The sequence below is a fragment of the Dictyobacter formicarum genome, from assembly GCF_016587435.1.
This window is the reverse complement of the sequence record NZ_BNJJ01000016.1, coordinates 134363-154410: the sequence shown is the minus strand read 5'-3', so window position 1 is coordinate 154410 and position 20048 is coordinate 134363. Positions and strand designations below refer to the sequence as shown.

Sequence of the window (20048 nt, the reverse complement as noted above, 5' to 3'; positions counted from 1 at the left end):
CATGTTACTAGTTCTCAGTCGCCGCTTGTTCCACCTCCATCTGCGCCAGAGGCAGGGTAAACCAGAATGCTGATCCTTCGTTCATCACACTGACAACACCAACCTGACCTCCCTGTCTCTCGATAAGTGTCTGGCTGATATGCAGACCCAGGCCCATACCAACGCCCGATCCACTGCATACTTTGATGGTTGGCGACTGATAAAAACATTCCCAGATGCGCGCTTGCTCCTCCGGGGCGATACCTGGCCCCTTATCATGGACGGTAACTCGTACCTGAGAACCGCCTGTGGCGGCTGCCTGTTCAACCTGGACATTCACCAGGACCGGCTGCTGTGCCTCAGAATATTTTAACGCGTTTAGCAAATAATTATCGAGTACCTGCTGGAGGCGATCTGGATCAACCATGATCAGAATGGGTTCATCTCCAGGAAAACGTATGTTAATAGTACGTTCAGGCATCGCTTTGTGTTGCTCACGCACGGCGGCTTCAATAATTGGTCGTAGATCGCAGGGCCCCTGGTGAATATGCACTTGCAGGCGATTTCCTTGAATACGCGAGACATCCAGCATATCTCCAACCAGGCGATTAAGTACACCGATCTGGCGTTCGACACGCTCTAGCATCTCTAATGAGGCCCGAACCTTGCTGTCTGTGCCTTCTAGCTGCAGTTCGGGACGCTGCAGGACGCTTTTCAGGCGCCGCATGGCAAGCTGGGTGTTGGCCTTGATGGTCGTTAGTGGTGTGCGCAACTCATGGCTGGCCACACTCAAAAAATCTTCCATTCTCGTTCTAGCTTCACGTAGCGTTGTCACCTGCGCTAATGCATCATCACGTTCAGCTAGCGCATAGTCTAACACATTACGCGTTAAGACTGCCAATTCATGACCGAGGGTCCTAATTTCTGACTGGCTGGCGGATGTTGAAAGTAGCAGTTCCAGCCTTTCCAGTTCCTCCATCAACTGTTGCTGAGAATTTTCTGTTGGCTTGAGCTGGGATGGCTGAGACGAGGATTCGAACAACAATGGCTCTTGCTCTGGAAGCTCTTCCTGGTTCGGCTCGTCTTTAGCAGGTGTGGGGAGCGCATAAATGGCCATGGTAGAAGGTTTTTCCGCTGGCTGGCTATCTTCGATAGCTTCAACGAAACCCAGTACGGCATAGTGCCGACTCGCCCTCTGGCCCGATGCGGAAAAGGTAGTTTTCACGCGCAATGGTGTCCCATCTCGCTTCAGATAACGCATTACGATACTGGCTGTGGCAATATCTCCGGTTACGATACGATGAAACAGATCCAGGCAGGCAGCGCGATCCTCGGCATAAATAATACGCGGAAAGGCCTGTTGCCATAATTCTCTGCGACTGTAGCCGAGCATCTGGCAAAACGTCCCATTTGTCTGTAACCAGCGGCCACCAGCACTGAGCGCGATAATGCCCAATGCGGACTGTTCAAATAACATCTGATAAGGCATTTCATGCTCTTGTTTCCAGGGCACAACCTGCTTCTTCTCACTTTGCTTACCCATAGGGTTCCACACATTTCCAAAAGCAATAGTATCTTTATTTTCCATCGTTATTACACCAATCGCTCCTTATTTTTTCACTGAATCGCTTTCCCACACCCCCTTTCCTTAACATATCCTGTTTAGCTGGAAAAATTTCAAAGGTAAATCGCGTTACTGTCATCAAATCTGCACGCAATGAAAACAGTTCGTTCATTCTCACTGGAGTCCACTAGCGCTGGCGGCTACGCCACATTTGTGCAGCGCCAAAAATCAAGGGTATAGCTCAATATTGATCAAAGCTCTAGTATTTTACACGATTGATCGTACCAAATAGATGTGCCACCACCAAATGGGTTGCCACTATTAGCACAATAAAAAAGCGATGAGTTTTTTAGTCTCATCGCTTTTTTGAGCTTCACTATAACAGTATCTGTATAGTTTGTGCCTATTTAGAGATTCTGGACGCGTACATGTTCCTGTGCTTCGACGACAATTTTGCCATCAACCATCGTTAACATGGCAGCCTGCCCACTGGTGATGGTATTGGCCAGCAAAGCATCGGCCAAGGCGTCATCGACATAGGTCTGGATGGCGCGGCGCAGTGGGCGCGCCCCATATTCTTCGTCGAAGCCTTCCTGTAACAGGAAGTCGCGCACCTCGTCGCTGATTACCAGCTCGATGTGCTGCTCGGCCAGGCGACCACGTACCTGATTGAGGAGCATATCCACAATCTGATACAGTTCGTCTTTGCCCAGAGAATGGAAGACCACGACCTGATCAATACGGTTGATGAACTCTGGGCGGAAGACCTTTTTGAGCCCTTCCATCGCCTTTGAGCGCATTGCTTCGTGCTGTTCTTCGCGAGCTTCGTCGCCTTTTTTATACACAAAGCCCATGTTCACGGCCCGGCGCAGATCCGCGCTACCAGCGTTACTGGTCATGATCACCACGGTATTCTTGAAGTCTACCGTGCGCCCCTGTCCGTCGGTCAGACGGCCATCATCCATGATCTGTAGCAAGGAGTTGAAGACCTCGGGATGGGCTTTTTCTACCTCATCCAGCAGGATCACACTGTACGGACGGCGGCGTACTTGTTCGGTGAGCTGGCCTCCCTCGTCGTGACCGACATACCCTGGAGGGCTTCCGAACAGCCGCGAGACGGTGTGGGGCTCCATATATTCCGACATATCTAGCCGAATCAGGTTATCTTCGCCTCCGAACAGTTCTGCAGCCAGGGATCTGGCCAGCTCGGTTTTACCGACGCCGGTCGGACCCAGGAAGAGGAAGGAGCCAATCGGACGGCGAGGATCTTTCAGGCCAGCTCGTGAGCGGCGAATAGCACGCGCTACCGCACTGATGGCTTCGTCCTGGCCGATCACGCGTCTGCGCAGATCTTTCTCTAGTGTGCGCAGATTCTGGCGCTCACTCTCCAACATCTGGCTGACCGGTACGCTCGTCCAGGTCTCAACTACGCGGGCAATATGCTCGGGAGTTACGATCAGGGAGACCTTATTGTTCTTGTCGGAACGCGCTCGATCCAGGTTGCCCAGTACCAGCAATTCCTGCTGGCGCATCATGGCTGCCCGCTCATAATCTTCAGCGTTGGCGGCCGCTTCTTTCTGCGCCTGAATGTCGGCCAACTCTTTTTCAAGGTCCGAGATCGTGGTTGGGCTAATAATACCTTTTTCGGTGGCCTCTAAACGCAGGGCCGACCCGGCTTCGTCCATCACGTCGATGGCCTTATCCGGCAGGAAGCGATCATTGATGTAGCGATCAGATAGCTTGACGGCAGCATCAATGGCCTCATCGGTAATCGATACGCCGTGGTGCGCTTCATAATTAGGGCGTACGATGCGCAACATCGCCACCGCTTCTTCAATGGTAGGTTCATCGACCAGGATGGGCTGGAAGCGGCGCTCCAGGGCGGCATCCTTCTCGACGTGCTTGCGATATTCGTCCAGGGTGGTGGCACCGATACAACGTAGCTCACCACGGGCCAGGGCCGGCTTGATCATGTCTGCCGCGCCAACCGCGCCTTCGGCAGCGCCAGCTCCTACCACAGTGTGCAATTCATCAATAAAGACGATCACTTCAGGTGCCTGGCGTAATTCTTCCAGGATCGATTTGATACGCTGCTCAAACTGGCCACGGAACATCGCGCCCGCCACCATACCACCAATATTGAGGGAGACGATACGTTTACCACGCAGGGTAGCAGGCACATCATTGGCATGAATTTTGCGCGCCAGCCCCTCGACGATCGCCGTCTTACCCACACCAGGCTCACCAATCAAAACAGGATTATTCTTCTGGCGGCGCCCCAGAACCGTAATCAAGCGACGCAACTCACGCTCACGCCCGGCCGCAGGGTCCAGTTTACCCTCTGCCGCTTCCTCAGTCAGGTCCCGACCGTATTGGTCCAGTGTCGGCGTCTTGCTATGCTTCTTGTTCTGACGCTCAGCAGTCGCGGTATTCAAATTTCCAGAATTAGCGGAAAATTTATTGTTATTATTAGCAGCAAAACCAAAGGGAGCACCTGTCGTACCCTGTCCATCTATATCGCCGAGTTGACCGATCGCATTCATCATCTCATCAACACAGGACTGACATAGGAAGTGGGACTCACGGCGACCATCTATCATCTGTTCCACACGTACGCGGGCAGGATTCTTCTGACAACGTTCGCATTTCATGTCTTGTATGCTCCTCACGCTATTTGCAATCTAGCACGCTTTTCAATCAGTTAAATACAGGCATTTGTTATCAGGCTGTAAGTGGAAACAATATTCTCGATTACTTTCACCAGCGTACTTTTCGCGTATTTCACATAAAATGTTCTAGCAAACTTATTTACAGACTGCTAACACCGATTATAACACATGAGCTTTTTTGCTGTCTAGCACTCATGGTTGACGATTGCTAGCACACCCATTATAACATAGAATACAGGCTCGCTTATTCCATTATTCCCCTGCTATGAAATAGACCTCCACTCCACTCTATAGCCTACCTATTAATATTACGATTGAATCCATCATCATGTTTTAATCTTAGCCAGCTCTCCCATTTTGATTGAAGATATGGTATAATGGAAGCGTGAAACTATATCAACTCATCACAATCAGTATACAAAGGTTCATAACCACTCCCGCATGTGCTTTGCGTTCTACATGCCATGCGGCGACTGCACGCTACCTGCTAACCGCCGGGTAGCGGCGCTTACATATGCCCCCAAAAACATTTCTTCTGTACAGCCAGGCACTCGTGCTTTGTGTGTGAGAATAGAATATACTTTACACTGACTGGAAGAAGACCTATTTATAGATTTTTTATATAGACAGCATTCGTATGTCCGCCCCCCCTGTGCTTACAGCCATATGACGCTAACCTGGCCATCCTGGATACGCGACATTTTCTGGGCGGATCGTGAGATATAGGGAGAAATTAGCATGGATTTTATGGGTAAACTCGCCAGCTTGTCTGAGCGTTATGAGGAATTAAACTCGCTGCTGGCGCGACAGGATGTGCTTAATGACCTTGAACTGCTACAGCGCTATGGCCGCGAGCATGCGGAACTGGAAGAGGTCGTTCATAAATATAATGAATTGAAGACTACTAACCAGCAGATCGCCGAGGCGCAGGAACTCTATGAGAGCGAAGATGGCGAGATGCGCGACATGGCCTATGAGGAGCTGGAGCGCTTGAAAGCCTACAAAGAGCAGCTGCTTGAAGAGGTTAAGGTCGCCCTGCTGCCAAAGGATATTATGGATGATAAGAATGCGATCGTGACCATCCAGGGCGGTGCCGGTGGCGATGAGGCGGCCCTCTTTGCCGGTGAGCTCTATCGGATGTATACACGCTACGCGGACAATCATCGCTGGAAAATCGAGGTCCTCGACGTCAACGATACCGAGCAGGGCGGCATTAAGGACATTACGTTTGTCATCAAAGGTAAGGGCGCTTATAGCCGCATGAAGTATGAGGGCGGCACCCATCGTGTTCAGCGCGTGCCGGTCACCGAGGCCAATGGCCGTATTCACACTTCGACAGCCAAGGTTATTGTACTGCCAGAGGCCGACGAAGATATCAATATCGATATCAAAGAGAGCGATATTCGCGTCGATGTCTATCGTTCAACCGGACACGGTGGACAGAGCGTGAACACCACCGACTCAGCGGTACGTATTACCCATCTACCAACTGGCCTGGTGGTTACCTGTCAGGATGAAAAATCGCAGTTGAAAAATAAGACCAAGGCTCTGGGTGTCTTGAAGGCCCGCCTCTGGGACCTTGAGGAAGCCAAGCGGCAGGAGGAGTTGAGTAAGAATCGCCGCTCGCAAGTGCAAACTGGCGATCGCAGTGAGAAGATTCGCACGTATAACTTCCCTCAGGACCGCGTGACCGACCATCGTATTGGTCTGACACGCCATAATCTGCCCGGCGTCATGAACGGAGATCTTGAGGAATTCCTCAACAACCTCATCGCCGTCGACCAGGCCGATAGACTCCAAAGTATGTTCCAATCCTAATAAAAAAACCGGGCGTTCTTTTATTAAGAACGCCCGCCCCCCCCATAGGTTCGGGGCTTGCCCCCGATTTCACCTCCCCCCACGAAATCGTTCCCCATAGGTTCGGGGCTTGCCCCAATACCATTTAGATAAGAAGAACAACGAGATCCAGAAAGGATCCTTTAAAACAGGGAACGTGCAAATGTTCATAGTGCTTGTGTTTAAAACGCGGATAGGTGCGTTTGAGCACACGCGCATGAAAGCGCAGGCGTCGCTTGGGCACGCGCTCTTGTACCAGTTCCTGTAAGAGCGCCTGCCGCAGGTGAGGCAGGCGCTCGTGGTTCGCTTGCTGGAAACGGACCTGGCTACGCTGCACCACATGGATCGCATGCGCAAAACTGACCTCATCAGGATCCCACCCAGCTTGCACCGCGGCGAGATACATCATCGAGCGCACCGCGAAAAAGGCGAGCAGCAGCCCGTAAAACTCTTGCTCCACCCCTTGCGGGGTTTGTGAACGCAAGGTGCGTTGGGAGAGGCGCAGATGCGTTTGGACCTCATCAAAGGCCAGTTCGATCTCCCAGCGTTCATGATAGAGCTGAATCAGGTCCTCACGTGTGTAGAGCTCAGGATCCAGCAACGTGGTCACCAGACGGATGACCGGGCTGAGCTCTCCCGTCTGCGGATGCTTCAACCGATATTCAATCACACGCGCCATCACTTCCTGCTTGCCCTGTTCGGAATCCTGGCACGTCATGGCGACCAGATAACTGCCATCATCCAACAGTTCCAGAGGCTTGCTCCAGTCCCGGCTGTTGAGCCGGCCCAGGGCATGGGCGCCGATGCGACGCGTTTGCGCGAAGAGATGACAACACGTGATGCCCGCATCCATCAACACCAGCATGTCTGCGATCAACGAGCGCTCCAGTAAGGCCCGTGCGCTGGTGGTCTCTCCTTGCTGGACCGTGGAGAGTTCGGCATCAAAAATGACATGGGTGCCACATTCCATCAGAGCCAGGCAGCGCAGTTGTGGAAAGGGACTGCGGGAATGCTCCTGCAGACAATGCAATGGATACACCGTCCGGTTGGCATCGGTATCGGGAAGGTCTTCGAGAACGCCATCGATCGCGACCAGGCGCCGGCCATAGCGAAAGGCGGACGCCGTCGAGACGTGGGCAATCGGACGGGCGCAGCGGTCGAAGAGCATGCGCATGGGGGTGACACCCAATTGCTGACGACGCTGACAGAGCGCGCCGGCCGTGGGGATCTCATCCTGGATGCTGATGGCATCCTCGCTAAGCCCCTCGACGAGCCGACGCCACACTTCTCGGGTGGAAGCGGTGGGATAGAGCGCCAGGGCTATGATGAGATAGACCATCGATGGCATCGAGATTTTTTTCTCGCGCTCTTCCCAGGCGTCACAGCGGGTGAGCACATCATGCACCACATGGGGGGCAATGATGGTTTCCATCTGTGGCAAGCTCACATAATCGGTCAGTTTACATTGGGGGGTCATTTGGCGTATGCTTCTCATCAGAAAGGTTTCTCCATGTGAGGTTTTGTGATAAGTGAAGTATCGCACAAGGAGTGACCTTTCTTCTTTTTGTTGAGACATTCTTCTTATCTAAATGGTATTGGGGCTTGCCCCCGATTTCACCTCCCCCCACGAAATCGTTCCACGTTAACGTGTGGCAAGGTTTGAAGCGCCCGCAAGGGGCACACCTATTTCAAGGCTCCTTCGGTCAATCCTTGCAGGAATTGCTTCTGGAAGAAGAAGAAAATGATGATCAGTGGCAGAGCCGCCAGCACCGCTCCAGATAGCAAGATACCATACTGATAATCGTATGGACCCACCAGCGAAGAGATGCCCAGGTTCATGACAAACATGTTGGGATCAGTTGTCACCACCAGTGGCCACAGATAGTCGTTCCATAAACCAGTGAAGGAAAGAATCGCGACTACGGCCAGTCCTGGACGTACCAGCGGCACAATCACTCGCCACCAGATGCTGAATTCGGTTGCGCCGTCAACGCGGGCCGAATCCAGCAGTTCATTCGGTACACTTAAGGTGTACTGGCGCATCAGGAAAATGGTGAAGGCACTCACAGCGCGTGGGATGATCAGCGCCTGGTAGGTATTAAACCAGTGCAGGACACGAATCACTTCAAATTGCGGCACCAGCGTCACCTGTCCGGGAATCAACATGGTGGCCAGCAAGATGCCAAAGAGTACGTTTTTAAATGGGAAGTCGTATTTGGCAAAGGCAAAACCTGCTAAAGAACCCAGCACTAACGAAGTAATGGTACCTAATACCGCCACCGTCGCGGTATTAAAAGCCCAGCGTGCAAAGGGGAAATTCACCAGCAGATCCTGCATATTTAACAGCGTAAAATGCACTGGAATCAAGGTCAATGGCGTACCAAAGATCTCTGAATTTGGTTTAAACGCACTGCTGATCATATAGATGAAAGGAATCACGGTCAGGACGAGCAGGATCAACAAAATAGCATTGATAATGGTTGATCCAACATAAAAACGCGTCTTATAGGGGTTGTATCTACGGCTCCGTACTGCGTTGTTCTGCGCTGCTTCTGGAGCGGCAAGATTGACATCAGCCATGATGCATTTGTCCTCTCTTCTTGTTATACCAGTAACGTCTTCCTGGCTATCACCGCACCGTATAAATGCACTGGCGATAGCTAAAAATCAACTGGCTTAATCGCCCACACCTCTAAAACCGAAGAGTTTGATGTTTAAGAGCGATAATACTAACAGGACAGCTGTCATTGAGTAGGCGATTGCGCTGGCATAGCCTACGTTAAAGGCCTCGAAGCCCTGGTAGTATACATACACCGAGATGAAGAGTGAGGCATCGGATGGACCACCAGCGGTCAACAGGAACGGTTCAGCAAATACGTTGTAAGAGCCAATCAAGGCCTGTATCGTGACCAGCAACATGATTGGACGTAGCAATGGTAGGGTCACATAGAAGAAGTTTTGTAAGCGCCCCGCCCCATCAATAGAGGCCGCTTCGTTGAGCTCGCGGTTGATGCTGTTTAAGCCAGCCAGCCAGAACAGTGTATTAATACCCACGTAGTTCCATACGGCCAGAATCATAAACGCGGGCAGGACCACATTGGTATCTGTCAACCAGCCAATTGGTTGTATGCCGAACCAACCCAGCATAGCATTGAGCAAACCATAGTTGGTGTCCAGTACGCGCGAGAAAATCACAGAGACGATTACCGCCGAGGTCACCGTAGGCAGAAAGAAACCTGTCTTAAACAGGCCTTTCCAGCGTACAAATGTGGAGTTGATAGCCAGAGCTACCAATAGAGCTAACGGGGACAAAATAAATACGCTAAAGAGGGCGAAGCGCGTCGTGACCCAGACCGCGTTGATATAGCGCGGGTCCTGAAACATATGGATGTAGTTGCCCAGCCCAAAAAAGGCCTTCTGCTCAAAACCAAACCCCTTGAAGAAACTTAACCAGAAGGAATAGAAAATGGGGTAAAGGCCAAAGACAAGAAAGATAATATAGAAGGGCGCGATAAACAAAAATGGTGCCAGCTTACGTTGATGGCGGCGCCACCAGTTTCCCGAGCGCGTAGTTTGCGGACGAGCCGTTACCTGTGTCTGTGTGACAGCCATGGTAAAACACCTCCCTGTGTAACTAGGCAGTTTCAAAACTAATGACACTCTGCGACTGTTTCTGCGCCTCATCCAAGGCAGCCTGGGCCGAAACGTCCGATTTTTGAATGGCCGGCGTAATACCATAGTTGACACATGCACTGGTCGTCTCAGGCCAGAACGGCGAATTATACCATTTGTTGATCTCGGGCGAGACCTCTTTGATGATATCGCCAACCCTTTGATTATCAAAAAAGGCCAGTGGCTCGTTCAGGACTGGATTGTCCAACGCTGGCTTGTAGGTGGGCCAGACCTGGCGGATCTTGAAATCATTGAGCAAGGCATCGGCATTCGTATGCTCAAAAAGTACAAAATCCATGGCTTCATCGACGCTGCTCGATGTTTTTAGGACTGTCACGCCGGTTCCACCCCAGGTTGCGGTGCGTGATCCCCCGGCTTCCCAGGCCGGTACTGGCTGAAGGTGCCATTTGCCTTTCGTGTCTGGCAAACTTTGTTGCGTGAAGCCACTAAAGTTCCAGGAAGGACCCAGTATGGTGGCAATACTGCCCTGTTCCAGGGCGGTGTTATATGCCTGCCCAACCGGGCGCACCGTCCCCCAGCCTTCCTTAATCGAGTCCTTTTGATACTGTAGTGTCTTTACATTTTCAGCACTATTCAGTGAGGGCACACCCTGTGCATTAAAGAATCCGCCCTTGTTCTGCAAAGACATAATCCACCAGTAACCCCAGTCACTGAATGGGAAATCGAGCAGATAATTTTTGGTATCGGTGTGGAATTTGCGCCCGGCCTCTGCAAAGTCATCCCAGGTCGCGATGGGAATTTTGACACCAGCCTTTTGCCATATATCCCAGCGATAACACATCAGGCAGGTATTCAATTCATTGCCAATACCGTAAATCTTGCCCTTCCAGCTCCAGGGATCGGTGGCCGAGGGAAGATAGAGCTGATCCATGACACCCATTTGTTGGAGTTTGGGGGTCATCTCAGCAAAAATAATATCTCCTTTGATATACCGGGAAAACTGGCTGATCTCGATATCAGCGATATCAGGACCACCCGAACCGGCCTGCGAGGTGACCAATACCTGGTCATGCATCTGTGTGTAGGGAAATACTAACCAGTTGATCTCAAAATCTGGGTTTTTCTGCGCCTTGTACAGTTCCCAGGCTTTCTTCTGCCACGCTATACGCGTATCTGAAAAGGCCCAGAAGTTGAGAGTTTTCTTGGCGCCGGTATTAAATGCGGGCGCACAACCGCCGAGAAATAAAGAGCTTCCGACAGCTAATCCAGCAGCGGTTTTGAGGAAGGAACGTCGGCTTGGTGACGCGATCGTAGGCATCTCTCCTCCTTAAGAGTATTATGATGAGTTCAGGTCCGATGAAATATTCAACGTTGAAGCAGCCAGACCAACACATGGACTCGTCGTATACATATTGCCTATGAGAAAAAGATAACTGCAATATATATGAATTGTCAAGGATATATATGTACAATTTAATATGAATTATCTGTATACGATACACGTAAGAAAGAAAATCTTATTGTTGATACGAATTAGATATATCTTGATATGTTTTTTTACATATAATTTAAGTGCGTTATATCGCGACACGACGTTAAGCCTGGTATTAACTTGAAGTCTCGCGCCTGCGGCGCGAGGTTGATTTTTGGGAGTGAGCAGGCGGCTGCGCCGCCTGCTCACTCCAATTAGGAGGTTGTTGCTGCTGCTTCTCCTATTCCATCTGTCTCGGCTGTGGCTGCCGGCTCATTTGGATATAGGAGATTGTTGCTGCTCCTTCTATTCCTCCTGCTGCATCTTCTAGCCAGGATCCATGGGCAAGAGCAATGAGGCTGGTTTGACAATCAACCAACGTGCATGCTAGACTTTCTTATACTACCAATACATGCAGGTACATATGATGCAAACAGTCCATCTATGTATCTAGCTTGATCTCCAGATAGGTAATACTTAATGAAGTTAGAACAGCCACAATCGATGCGCACCATATTTTTTGATGCCGGCTTTACCTTACTCCGACCTCATCCTTCAGTCGCTGAAATTTGTCACCAGGTCTGTCAACAACTTTCATTGCATGTCCATCTGGAACAGCTTCAAGGGCAAATTGAAATCGCTGAAGATTTTTATTTTCGCCATGTTCGTTCACACCCACATACATGGGCAAATAATCAAGATATTGATAGCTTTTGGATCGAATATTATACCCATCTCCTACAACCATTTATAGAGGAGCACGATGAGAAGCGCCTCTATCAAATGGCGGCAACCATTAATACCGAATTTGAAAAACACACCAGCTGGCAGCTTTATCCTGATGTCAATGAGACGCTAGAGACGCTCCATACGCGTGGCTATAGCCTGGGGGTTATTTCAGATTGGGGCATTTCGCTGGGACCTATTCTACACCAGTTGCAGTTGACCCGCTATTTCGATTGCGTTTTGATTTCGGCGGCGACACGGCATGCCAAGCCTTCCCCAATGTTATACGATCTGGCCTTGCAACGGGCCAACGCTATTCCTGACTATACTATCCATATTGGCGATTCTTATATAAATGATGTGCTGGGAGCACGGACGGTCGGCATTACGCCAGTATTGTTGGATCGCGCACATCTCGTTACGGAACAAACACTCGATTGTCTATTAGTTCATTCACTCACAGAGCTACTTGATATCTTGGAGGTTGAACGACTTGAAGGTGAATATAAATAAACAGAACATGTTCGTTGTGTCTGGTGCCCTTATTGGTACTCTGGCTGGTGCGACATCGTTGCTAGCTCGCCATGTACATCAGGAGATCCAGCGCCGTGGCTATCCTACCTGGCATGAGTGTCGTTGTGATTTTAAGACCCAGGACACGATTTTTCAGGTCTGGCATAGTCGCCATGAGCAGCGCGGCGAAACGATCATCGCACAGGAATGGGGAACGTATCTGGTAAATCCACCAACCTGGTTACGCGCTCTTTTACACCATAGCACGCAGGTGCTGGCAGTCTTAAATCCTTTAGGCCACTATATTGAGCGGGTCACACTGAGTCCACAACAGTCATACCAGTTTGCGGCAATTTTACAGGCCAGTGCCACCAATGAGGACCTACCCGAGCCTACATTCAAGGATGATTTATATGTTATCTGGCGGCGCGAGGTGTTACACTTCCCGCGCTACCTCTTTGATGCGTACTTACGCCGCCTCTATCCTGTCAATGTGTCGTCGGAACGCTTAACGCAGGAAGAGGGCTTGCCCGCGCTATGGGACCCCAGCAGTAATCTGCCCCTTCCCAATGAAGGCACCCTGCTGGAGACCCCGGTTGGGACGCGCATCGATTGCATCGGCTGGGCCCCGGCGCAGATTTCTTATTGTACCGCTCGTTCGTCGCAAAACTAACGCTGTATATTTCGTACGATCTCGATGCCGTTTAGACTCATGTGGTACAAGAATATGAGGTTGAGTACATCCCCGTCATGGGGTAAGATGCCCAGTTGGCGCGCTGTGGCGAAGGGCGTATCATACGTCTGAACGGCATTCGCGGGTACGATGACGCGCAACGGCAGATTGTGGGCGTTGGCATACAACTTCAGGTGCATGGCCATCTGATAGACGCAGAGGTCGGTGCAGTCGCCAACTATGATGGCGACCTGTAGATCGCGATGCTGCTCCAGCCAGGTTCCTAACCCGGTACCATGAAAGCCACTGAGAGAATTCTTATGGACGGTAGTGTAAAGATTGGCGAACGGAAGCTGAGCCAGCTCGGGGATGTTGGCGGCCTCGGCCGTTTCTTGCACACAATGTGGCGGAAATTGCGCGAATTCCGTCGCATCAGGCGTATGAGCGTCCTGGGCCAGAATAAATTGGCGCACTCCTGCCGCATAGGCTCCTTCAAAGACATCTACGACCGCCGGGATGATCCCTTCTACACGTGGACTCGCCAGGGCACCTTCATGACAGAAACCGTTGATCATATCTACGCTAACCAACGCCACACGTCCACTCTGCACAGGCTCGGTCAGGTCCCGCCAGCTCAAACTTTGCAACTGCTGCTCCCAATCACCCAGGGCTTGCAAAAAAAGATTGGCCTGCGCCAAAAATTGCGCGGGCAGAGGTGAAGTCGTCTCCATGCTTATGCTCCCATCTGCCAGTATCACTGGTCTGACATCCGTTAACTACTGATCCAGTGCTATAATTTATGTTCCGCCGCCGGATTGAAGCGATACAGGCGCGCCGGGCGGTGCGTCCCTTCCATCTTCTTGGACCCTGTATCCTCTAGAATGTTGGTTGCCAGGATCTTTTTGCGGAAATTGCGCTTGTCCAGACGCCTATGCAGAATGATTTCATAGACACGCTGCAATTCGCGTAGCGTGAATTGTTCGGGCAATAGATTAAAGGCAATGGTGGTGTACTCAAGCTTGTTGCGCAAACGACTGAGAGCATAATCCACGATCTCTTGATGGTCAAACGCTAGCTGGGGCAGCTCGTAAACAGAGAACCAGCCCACATCGGTCGCATCACTGGCCGCGCGTACCTGCAGGCGCTCCGAATCGAGCAGAGCAAAATAGACAACGGTAATCACACGTGTGCGTGGATCGCGTCCAGGATCACCAAATGTATAGAGCTGCTCCAGATAGACATCCTGTACACCAGTTTCTTCCTGCAATTCGCGTTTGGCGGCCGCTTCTAAAGATTCGTCCATGTTAATGAAACCACCGGGAATTGCCCACATACCCTCATACGGCCACGCACGCCGCTTGATCAGCAAGATTTGTAGATCGCGTTGCCGCAAGCTCATCATGAGCACATCAACCGTCACAGATGGACGCTCGTATTTGTTCACATCATACTGATGTGCCTCGCCATTGCTTGCTTGCTCGGAGACCTGAATGTGAGCATGCTGCTCGTACGCCTCTTCACGCAAACCTTGCCGGCCCTTGGTCCCACTACCCGTCGCTTCGCTTTGCTCTTCCATATTTTGTTGCCTTCTCTGTATCGCCACACAACTGCTGAAGTATTTCTTACCCGCTACACTTCACATACCTCGTCACTCGACATATATAGGTGCTAGAGGGTATGATATTCTTAAGTAACAGCAAATGCAATCGCTAAGAGTCGTCTTCTGTCACCCTCTACCTACTTAGTGTATACGATACACTATTTATACCCTATATCCCCCCCTCTGTCAAGTTTTTTTAATAAAGGAGATCACGATGCAAGATCTACCCTACATTGATCCCACCAGGCCAGGAGGACCCGGTAATACCTTGCTTGAAAGCCACATGTTCCCTACAAGTTCAGATGGTTGATACCGTGAGCATTTCTTCTTACAGGGATTTTTTCGCGCGTTGAGTGAGAAATCTCATGATGACACGTTTCGTTTTTTATGCTTGATTTGAGAAAAGCCGTGGTTGATGGCTTCTGATTAAATTGTCTTTAACGGCTTGACTATGCTATACTGCAGAAGTATAAACAAAAACAGGTGTTCAAATATTTGGAAGAGGCAGAACATGGCAGAGGTAGAGCTTCAGCAGATTGGTGCGTACCCCGTTACTGGTCTATTGCACGAGAGTTCTACGAGCACTTTTTATCTTGGCAAACATCGCAAGAAAAATGTAATTATTCAAAGGCTCAATATCCCTTTCTCCGATGCAGAGGATAAAAAAGCCTTTTTAGCTCGCACGAAACAATTAAAGAAACTGAAGGATCGCGCCATCGTGGCGATCCTGGATGCAAATTTCGATGGCGATAGCGCCTATCTGGTATTGGAACAGCCGGCGGCCAGGCCCCTGAATCAGTTGTTGACGCCCGGCGTCTGCCTGGCTCCCGATGTGGTCCGGCAATATGTTTCGCCGGTTGCCAGCGCCTTACACTATGCCCATGTCAGCCATGTAATCCACGGTAATTTACATCCCGGCGCGATCTTAATGAGCGAGCGCCACGAGATGCTGCTGACCAGTTTTGCTCTAACTCCTCCTGGCTTTATACCTTCACTGGACAATGAAGAGGCGACCCTGCCTTATATGGCACCTGAACAGTTGCAGGGACAGACAAGCGCTGCCAGCGATCAGTATGCGCTGGCTGTTATGACCTATGAATGGCTCTGTGGACGCCGTCCCTATCTGGCCAGTGAGCGTTCCCAGTTGCTCTCTCAGCAGAAACATGAGACGTTTCCCAAACCTTCGAGTCTGAATAAGCAGATTTCGCCCGCACTTGAGCAGGTTTTACTGCAGGCGCTCTCTGTCGATCCTTCCCAGCGTTTCCCCCATGCCCAGGCTTTTGCCAATGCCTATCTGGGTGCGCTGATGGGATTAGCGGTCAAAACACCAGTAATCCGGCCATCTGCACCGCGACCAACGGTTCCGGCTACACCCGTGCTTCAGAGTATGGAGAAAACCGCGCTGAAGCCTGAGGCCGTTACTACGCCGCAGCTACCATCACGGGCCCAGCAGCTCGCTGAGGCTCCTATCGCGCCATCTATCCCAGAGACGCCAGCCGACATTGCTGCCAGAGTCGATAGCGTTAGCGACGAGCGGCAGGAGGAGCTTGCCGCGTGGCTGGCCCAGCGTAAACAGCAAGCGACTACAGAGCCAACAAATGGATCTCGGGCCGCCGCGTTTTCTCCCGCTGACCTGCAAGAGCTAGAGGCGCTAGACGAGGAGGCAGAGGAGGCTGCGCCGCTGCACGATTCGCGTCTGGCGATGAGGGTGTCGGATGATCTGCGTCAGGGTGGCGTGCTCTCGAAGAGCTTGCCTGGCTACGAGGAGCGGCCAGCTCAGATTGAGATGGCGACCCTGGTTTCACGGGCCATCAACAAGAGAGTGCCCGCGATCATTGAGGCTGCAACCGGTACCGGTAAGTCGCTGGCCTACCTGGTCCCAGTGGTGCGCTCAGGACAGGTAGCCATCATCAGTACAGCCAATAAAGCCTTGCAGGAGCAGCTCTTCTACAAGGATATTCCGTTTGTACAGCGGCATATCAAGCACTTTGAGGCCGCCCTTGTGAAGGGTGTGAATAATTATATTTGCCTGGATCGGGTTGAGAATGAGCGCGTGGGTATGCAGTTCTTTACCAAGAACCGTGACTTTCAGCGCCTGTATGAGATGATCAATGATCCCGAGACGGGCTATCATATGACCGGCGACTTTGAGACGCTGGGATTTCAACTGCCTGGCGATGTGCGCTCGCGGATCGCTACCGATAGCGACCAGTGCGCCTGGTCCAAGTGTAGTTTCTTTGATGAGTGCTATGTGCGACAGATGCGTGAGCGTGCGGAGCGCGCCCAGGTGATCGTCGTTAACCATACCTTGCTGCTGCTGGATGCGGCCATCGGCGGCTTCCTGTTGCCCGAGCGCGACGTAATTGTGCTGGATGAGGCCCACCATTTAGAGGAGGAGGCCACGCGTTCCTTTACCATTACGATCAATCCGGGCCAGATTCAGACGTTGCTGGCCCAGCGCATGCTGAAAGACCATAGCCAGCTCAGCCTGCAGGATGAGGCGATGCGCGCCGCGCAGATGATGTGGCTGCGCCTGGAGCAGGTAGCCAATCCGAGCTTTAAGGGGCGCGTGAATCTGGAAGCTCCATTGGAAGAAGGACTGCGCCTGGCCACGACCATCTCTGATCTGGCAGATTCACTGCGCAAGCAGCGTCCAAAGGAGCTGCCGGAAAAGGAAGGTCAGCTTTACGATAAGCTGCTGAAGCGCACCCAGAATCTGGCCGAGAATATCCGCACCGTGTTCTCGGTCGCGGACCAGAGCAAGTTTGTCTATTATGTTGAGCGTATGGAGGGCTCGGTGTCGCGCGGCTTTGTGCTGCAGGCATCGGCCGCCCCACTGGATGTGACGGCCTGGCTACAGGAGCGGCTCTTCGATAAGTGCAATGTCATCAGCACGTCGGCGACCCTGGCTACCATTGGACCTAATCCAGCCAAACCTGAGGAGAAGGGACCTAATTTTTCGTATTTCCGCCGCCGTGTTGGCCTGGATCCCCTGGTACGTCCCGAGGTCATAGAAAATGTGTTGCCCCTGACCTTCGATTACGCGAATAATGCCTTGCTCTATTTGCCGCGCCACCTGCCTCCACCGACCTTTGGCACGGGGGCCGATGACTATATGGTAGATATTGCTCGTGAGATGTACCGGCTGGTCAAACTCTCGCATGGGCGGGCCTTCCTGCTCTTCTCCAGCCGGCGCATGCTGGATCGAGCATACGAACTGATGGCCCCACACCTGCCCTATCCACTTCTCAGACAGGGGGACATGACGCGACTTGAACTGACCCGGCGCTTCCGCGAAGAGGAAGGCTCGGTCCTGTTTGGCCTCAAAAGCTTCTGGGAAGGGGTCGACATCGCGGGCGATGCCCTCTCGCTGGTCGTTATCGATAAGCTCCCCTTTGATCCACCCGACGATCCGGTTCACGAGGCTCGTGTCGCTCAAATGAAGGCGGCCGGCGAAAACTGGTTCGGCACCTATGTACTACCCCAGGCCGTTCTGCGCCTCAAACAGGGCATTGGGCGTCTGCTGCGTACGCGCGAGGATCGCGGTGTGATGGCCATCCTGGATACGCGCCTGCACACCAAAGGCTACGGCAAGCAGGTGCTCAATGCCCTGCCGCCAGCGCGCCGTACCTCCAACATCCGAGACGTCGACCGATTCTTCTCAGAAACGTAGGTGCGCCCCTTGCGGGCGCTTCTACCCCTCGCGCGCGAAAAACAAACAAGAAGCATGTATCGCAGCAGAGTCCAAGATGTAGGGGAACCTATTCCACAACCAATCTTTGCCGCCTAGCCTGCCTGAGCACATTCCCACACATCCTCATCAATAGCTTTGTTATTAAACCAGCCATTCCCCCTTACAGCAACATAAAAAGCCAGAAAAACAGCCACAAATTGACAGCAGTTTTTGACAGCAGTCAAGGTAGACTTGCCTGTTGTCTCGTGGATACTTTTGGGCAAATCCGTTTCTGGTACATGGCGGTACCCAAAAGAACAGAGGTAGACAGAGCTGAAAAAAGAGAATAGAATAGGAAGTGCATTCCGACTCATCATAAACATCAAAAATTTGAATTGGTACAGGGGAGTTCGCGCATGAGCAAAACAAAGATGCGTTGTATCAATTGCGGCAAGTGGTTTCAGTCGGCCAATGCTAGAGAAGTAACTTGCCCTGATTGCACGCAAAAAGCCAGGAAAGAAAAGTTGGCGGCCAAGAATGCGCCGTCCGCACCAAATAAAGTTGCTGGCTCCGGCGCTTCGACAGCGCCACGACAGGTGGCTCCTCCACCTAAACCGAAGCCAGCGCAAAGTGGAACCAATCAGTGGCTCGACAGCCTGTCCGATGTGAAGGTAGCTCAACCTGAGCCACCACCACAACGTCCGAAGATACCATCCCCTCCTGTACAACGCGACCGCGTGAACGGTCCAGGAGGAAGCCGTCCTTCTGGTCCTCCTAGCCATGGACAGCGCGATGCCAATGCACCGCGGGGAAATGGTCCAGGACGTGGCCCCGCTGCGTATCACGTTAGCAATGGTAATACGCTTACAGCTTCACCGGGACAACGGCCATCACAGCCACACCGGCCTTCCGAGGGTGGGCCAAATCGCAGCGGACATGGTAAACCCTGGGCAAAGAATGCTAGCCCTGGCGGCCCCCGAGGCGGCAAGAAGCCGAAGGTTCCTAAGCCAGCTCCCGCACCAAAGCCTAAACGCGAAAAGACGCCGCCACCTGAACCGTTTACACCGGCACCTGAGCAGATTACACAGGTGGAGGAGCGCTATCTGATGCTGGCCCAGCCATCCGAGTTTGATGGCATCCGTACCCAGATCGCTAAAGAATTTAGTATCCCTAAGAAGGCGGTCAAGAAAATCATTAAAGATCTACGCGATCGCCAGCATATTCCAAGCTGGTGGGAGATTCAGACCTATAAGGGTAGCCAGGAGGAACTGGATCGTATTAAAGCGATCTATGAGCCCTATCTGCCCGTGCCACCTGTAGGAGTGCATAAGAAGATCTCTGAGACGCTGGATCTGAAGCCAGGTACGGTCTACCAGGCTATTAAGGCGATTCGCACCGAATTGAATCTGCCTCAATATAATGATCCCAAATTCCATGAGGAGGAGCTAGCCGAACATATCAAACGTGCCCAGGCGAAGAAAGCTGCAGCCGAAGCCGCTAAAGCTGCGCCTGCTGAGAATAAGGACGAGGGCGGCGAGAAGAAAGATGCAGCCGAAGCAGGGAAAGAGACAGTTGCTGCACCATCAACCCCGGCCGAGACCTCCGCAGTAGCTTCCGAGTCCGATAGCAGTCCGACTGCCCACGAATAATCTGCACACCAATGGGACTTAAGTCACCCTCCTGGGATGCAGTCTAGTCAAAACCAGATGGA

Annotated in this window: 13 protein-coding genes; 5 read left to right on the top strand and 8 right to left on the bottom strand. The window is 51.9% G+C overall.

Translation table 11 applies throughout. The features are described 5' to 3' along the window. Positions 1 to 7: 7 nt before the first annotated feature. Together JMI88_RS25960 and JMI88_RS25955 are read right to left on the bottom strand one after the other, a co-directional pair. Positions 8 to 1522 carry a sensor histidine kinase gene (locus tag JMI88_RS25960; RefSeq protein ID WP_201364873.1) on the bottom strand — a complete coding sequence of 505 codons (1515 nt, stop codon included), beginning with the start codon at positions 1520 to 1522 and terminating at the stop codon, positions 8 to 10. Between the two features lie 428 nt (positions 1523 to 1950). After that, positions 1951 to 4194, bottom strand: coding sequence for an ATP-dependent Clp protease ATP-binding subunit (locus tag JMI88_RS25955; RefSeq protein WP_201364872.1), 2244 nt, complete (start codon positions 4192 to 4194; stop codon positions 1951 to 1953). Between the two features lie 756 nt (positions 4195 to 4950). Between JMI88_RS25955 and prfA the strand changes: the two genes are divergently transcribed. After that, positions 4951 to 6030 (top strand): peptide chain release factor 1, encoded by a 1080-nt coding sequence (gene prfA, locus JMI88_RS25950; RefSeq protein ID WP_201364871.1) that lies wholly within the window; start codon positions 4951 to 4953, stop codon positions 6028 to 6030. 124 nt (positions 6031 to 6154) lie between these two features. Here prfA and JMI88_RS25945 read toward each other — a convergent pair whose 3' ends face one another. The 4 genes from JMI88_RS25945 to JMI88_RS25930 form a co-directional block, all read right to left on the bottom strand. Further along, positions 6155 to 7543 carry an IS4 family transposase gene (locus JMI88_RS25945; RefSeq protein WP_201364870.1) on the bottom strand — a complete coding sequence of 463 codons (1389 nt, stop codon included), beginning with the start codon at positions 7541 to 7543 and terminating at the stop codon, positions 6155 to 6157. Positions 7544 to 7731: 188 nt separating this feature from the next. Next, complete coding sequence (locus JMI88_RS25940; protein WP_201364869.1) at positions 7732 to 8628, bottom strand: carbohydrate ABC transporter permease; 897 nt, start codon at positions 8626 to 8628, stop codon at positions 7732 to 7734. A 96-nt stretch (positions 8629 to 8724) separates the two neighbouring features. Further along, entirely contained in the window at positions 8725 to 9660 is a 936-nt protein-coding gene (locus JMI88_RS25935; protein ID WP_201364868.1) for a carbohydrate ABC transporter permease, read from the bottom strand. Between the two features lie 22 nt (positions 9661 to 9682). Next, a complete protein-coding gene (locus JMI88_RS25930; RefSeq protein WP_201364867.1) occupies positions 9683 to 10999 on the bottom strand; it encodes an ABC transporter substrate-binding protein in 1317 nt (438 codons plus the stop codon). Between the two features lie 633 nt (positions 11000 to 11632). On the opposite strand from JMI88_RS25930, the gene JMI88_RS25925 reads away from it, so the two are divergent. Together JMI88_RS25925 and JMI88_RS25920 are read left to right on the top strand one after the other, a co-directional pair. Next, complete coding sequence (locus JMI88_RS25925; protein ID WP_201364866.1) at positions 11633 to 12391, top strand: HAD family hydrolase; 759 nt, start codon at positions 11633 to 11635, stop codon at positions 12389 to 12391. Further along, positions 12378 to 13064 carry a hypothetical protein gene (locus JMI88_RS25920; RefSeq protein WP_201364865.1) on the top strand — a complete coding sequence of 229 codons (687 nt, stop codon included), beginning with the start codon at positions 12378 to 12380 and terminating at the stop codon, positions 13062 to 13064. The genes JMI88_RS25925 and JMI88_RS25920 overlap by 14 nt, the downstream gene beginning before the upstream one ends. Here JMI88_RS25920 and JMI88_RS25915 read toward each other — a convergent pair. Both JMI88_RS25915 and JMI88_RS25910 read right to left on the bottom strand, forming a co-directional pair. Beyond that, positions 13061 to 13795 (bottom strand): cysteine hydrolase family protein, encoded by a 735-nt coding sequence (locus JMI88_RS25915; RefSeq protein WP_201364864.1) that lies wholly within the window; start codon positions 13793 to 13795, stop codon positions 13061 to 13063. The two genes, JMI88_RS25920 and JMI88_RS25915, sit on opposite strands and share 4 nt — an antisense overlap. A gap of 59 nt (positions 13796 to 13854) precedes the next feature. Then, entirely contained in the window at positions 13855 to 14640 is a 786-nt protein-coding gene (locus JMI88_RS25910; protein ID WP_201364863.1) for an NUDIX hydrolase, read from the bottom strand. Positions 14641 to 15175: 535 nt separating this feature from the next. Between JMI88_RS25910 and JMI88_RS25905 the strand changes: the two genes are divergently transcribed. Then, positions 15176 to 18337: a helicase C-terminal domain-containing protein gene (locus JMI88_RS25905; RefSeq protein ID WP_201364862.1), complete on the top strand. Its 3162-nt coding sequence runs from the start codon at positions 15176 to 15178 to the stop codon at positions 18335 to 18337. A 416-nt stretch (positions 18338 to 18753) separates the two neighbouring features. Next, the gene (locus tag JMI88_RS25900; protein WP_201364861.1) at positions 18754 to 19986 is read left to right on the top strand and encodes a hypothetical protein; all 1233 of its coding nucleotides are present in this window, start codon (positions 18754 to 18756) and stop codon (positions 19984 to 19986) included. The last annotated feature ends 62 nt before the right edge of the window (positions 19987 to 20048 follow it).

Excerpts from the sequence above, each read along its gene's own strand:
- JMI88_RS25960 (WP_201364873.1), bottom strand. The coding sequence starts at position 1,522 with ATGGGTAAGCAAAGTGAGAAGAAGCAGGTTGTGCCCTGGAAACAAGAG.
- JMI88_RS25955 (WP_201364872.1), bottom strand. The coding sequence starts at position 4,194 with ATGAAATGCGAACGTTGTCAGAAGAATCCTGCCCGCGTACGTGTGGAA.
- prfA (WP_201364871.1), top strand. The coding sequence starts at position 4,951 with ATGGATTTTATGGGTAAACTCGCCAGCTTGTCTGAGCGTTATGAGGAA.
- JMI88_RS25945 (WP_201364870.1), bottom strand. The coding sequence starts at position 7,543 with ATGAGAAGCATACGCCAAATGACCCCCCAATGTAAACTGACCGATTAT.
- JMI88_RS25940 (WP_201364869.1), bottom strand. The coding sequence starts at position 8,628 with ATGGCTGATGTCAATCTTGCCGCTCCAGAAGCAGCGCAGAACAACGCA.
- JMI88_RS25935 (WP_201364868.1), bottom strand. The coding sequence starts at position 9,660 with ATGGCTGTCACACAGACACAGGTAACGGCTCGTCCGCAAACTACGCGC.
- JMI88_RS25930 (WP_201364867.1), bottom strand. The coding sequence starts at position 10,999 with ATGCCTACGATCGCGTCACCAAGCCGACGTTCCTTCCTCAAAACCGCT.
- JMI88_RS25925 (WP_201364866.1), top strand. The coding sequence starts at position 11,633 with ATGAAGTTAGAACAGCCACAATCGATGCGCACCATATTTTTTGATGCC.
- JMI88_RS25915 (WP_201364864.1), bottom strand. The coding sequence starts at position 13,795 with ATGGAGACGACTTCACCTCTGCCCGCGCAATTTTTGGCGCAGGCCAAT.
- JMI88_RS25910 (WP_201364863.1), bottom strand. The coding sequence starts at position 14,640 with ATGGAAGAGCAAAGCGAAGCGACGGGTAGTGGGACCAAGGGCCGGCAA.
- JMI88_RS25905 (WP_201364862.1), top strand. The coding sequence starts at position 15,176 with ATGGCAGAGGTAGAGCTTCAGCAGATTGGTGCGTACCCCGTTACTGGT.
- JMI88_RS25900 (WP_201364861.1), top strand. The coding sequence starts at position 18,754 with ATGAGCAAAACAAAGATGCGTTGTATCAATTGCGGCAAGTGGTTTCAG.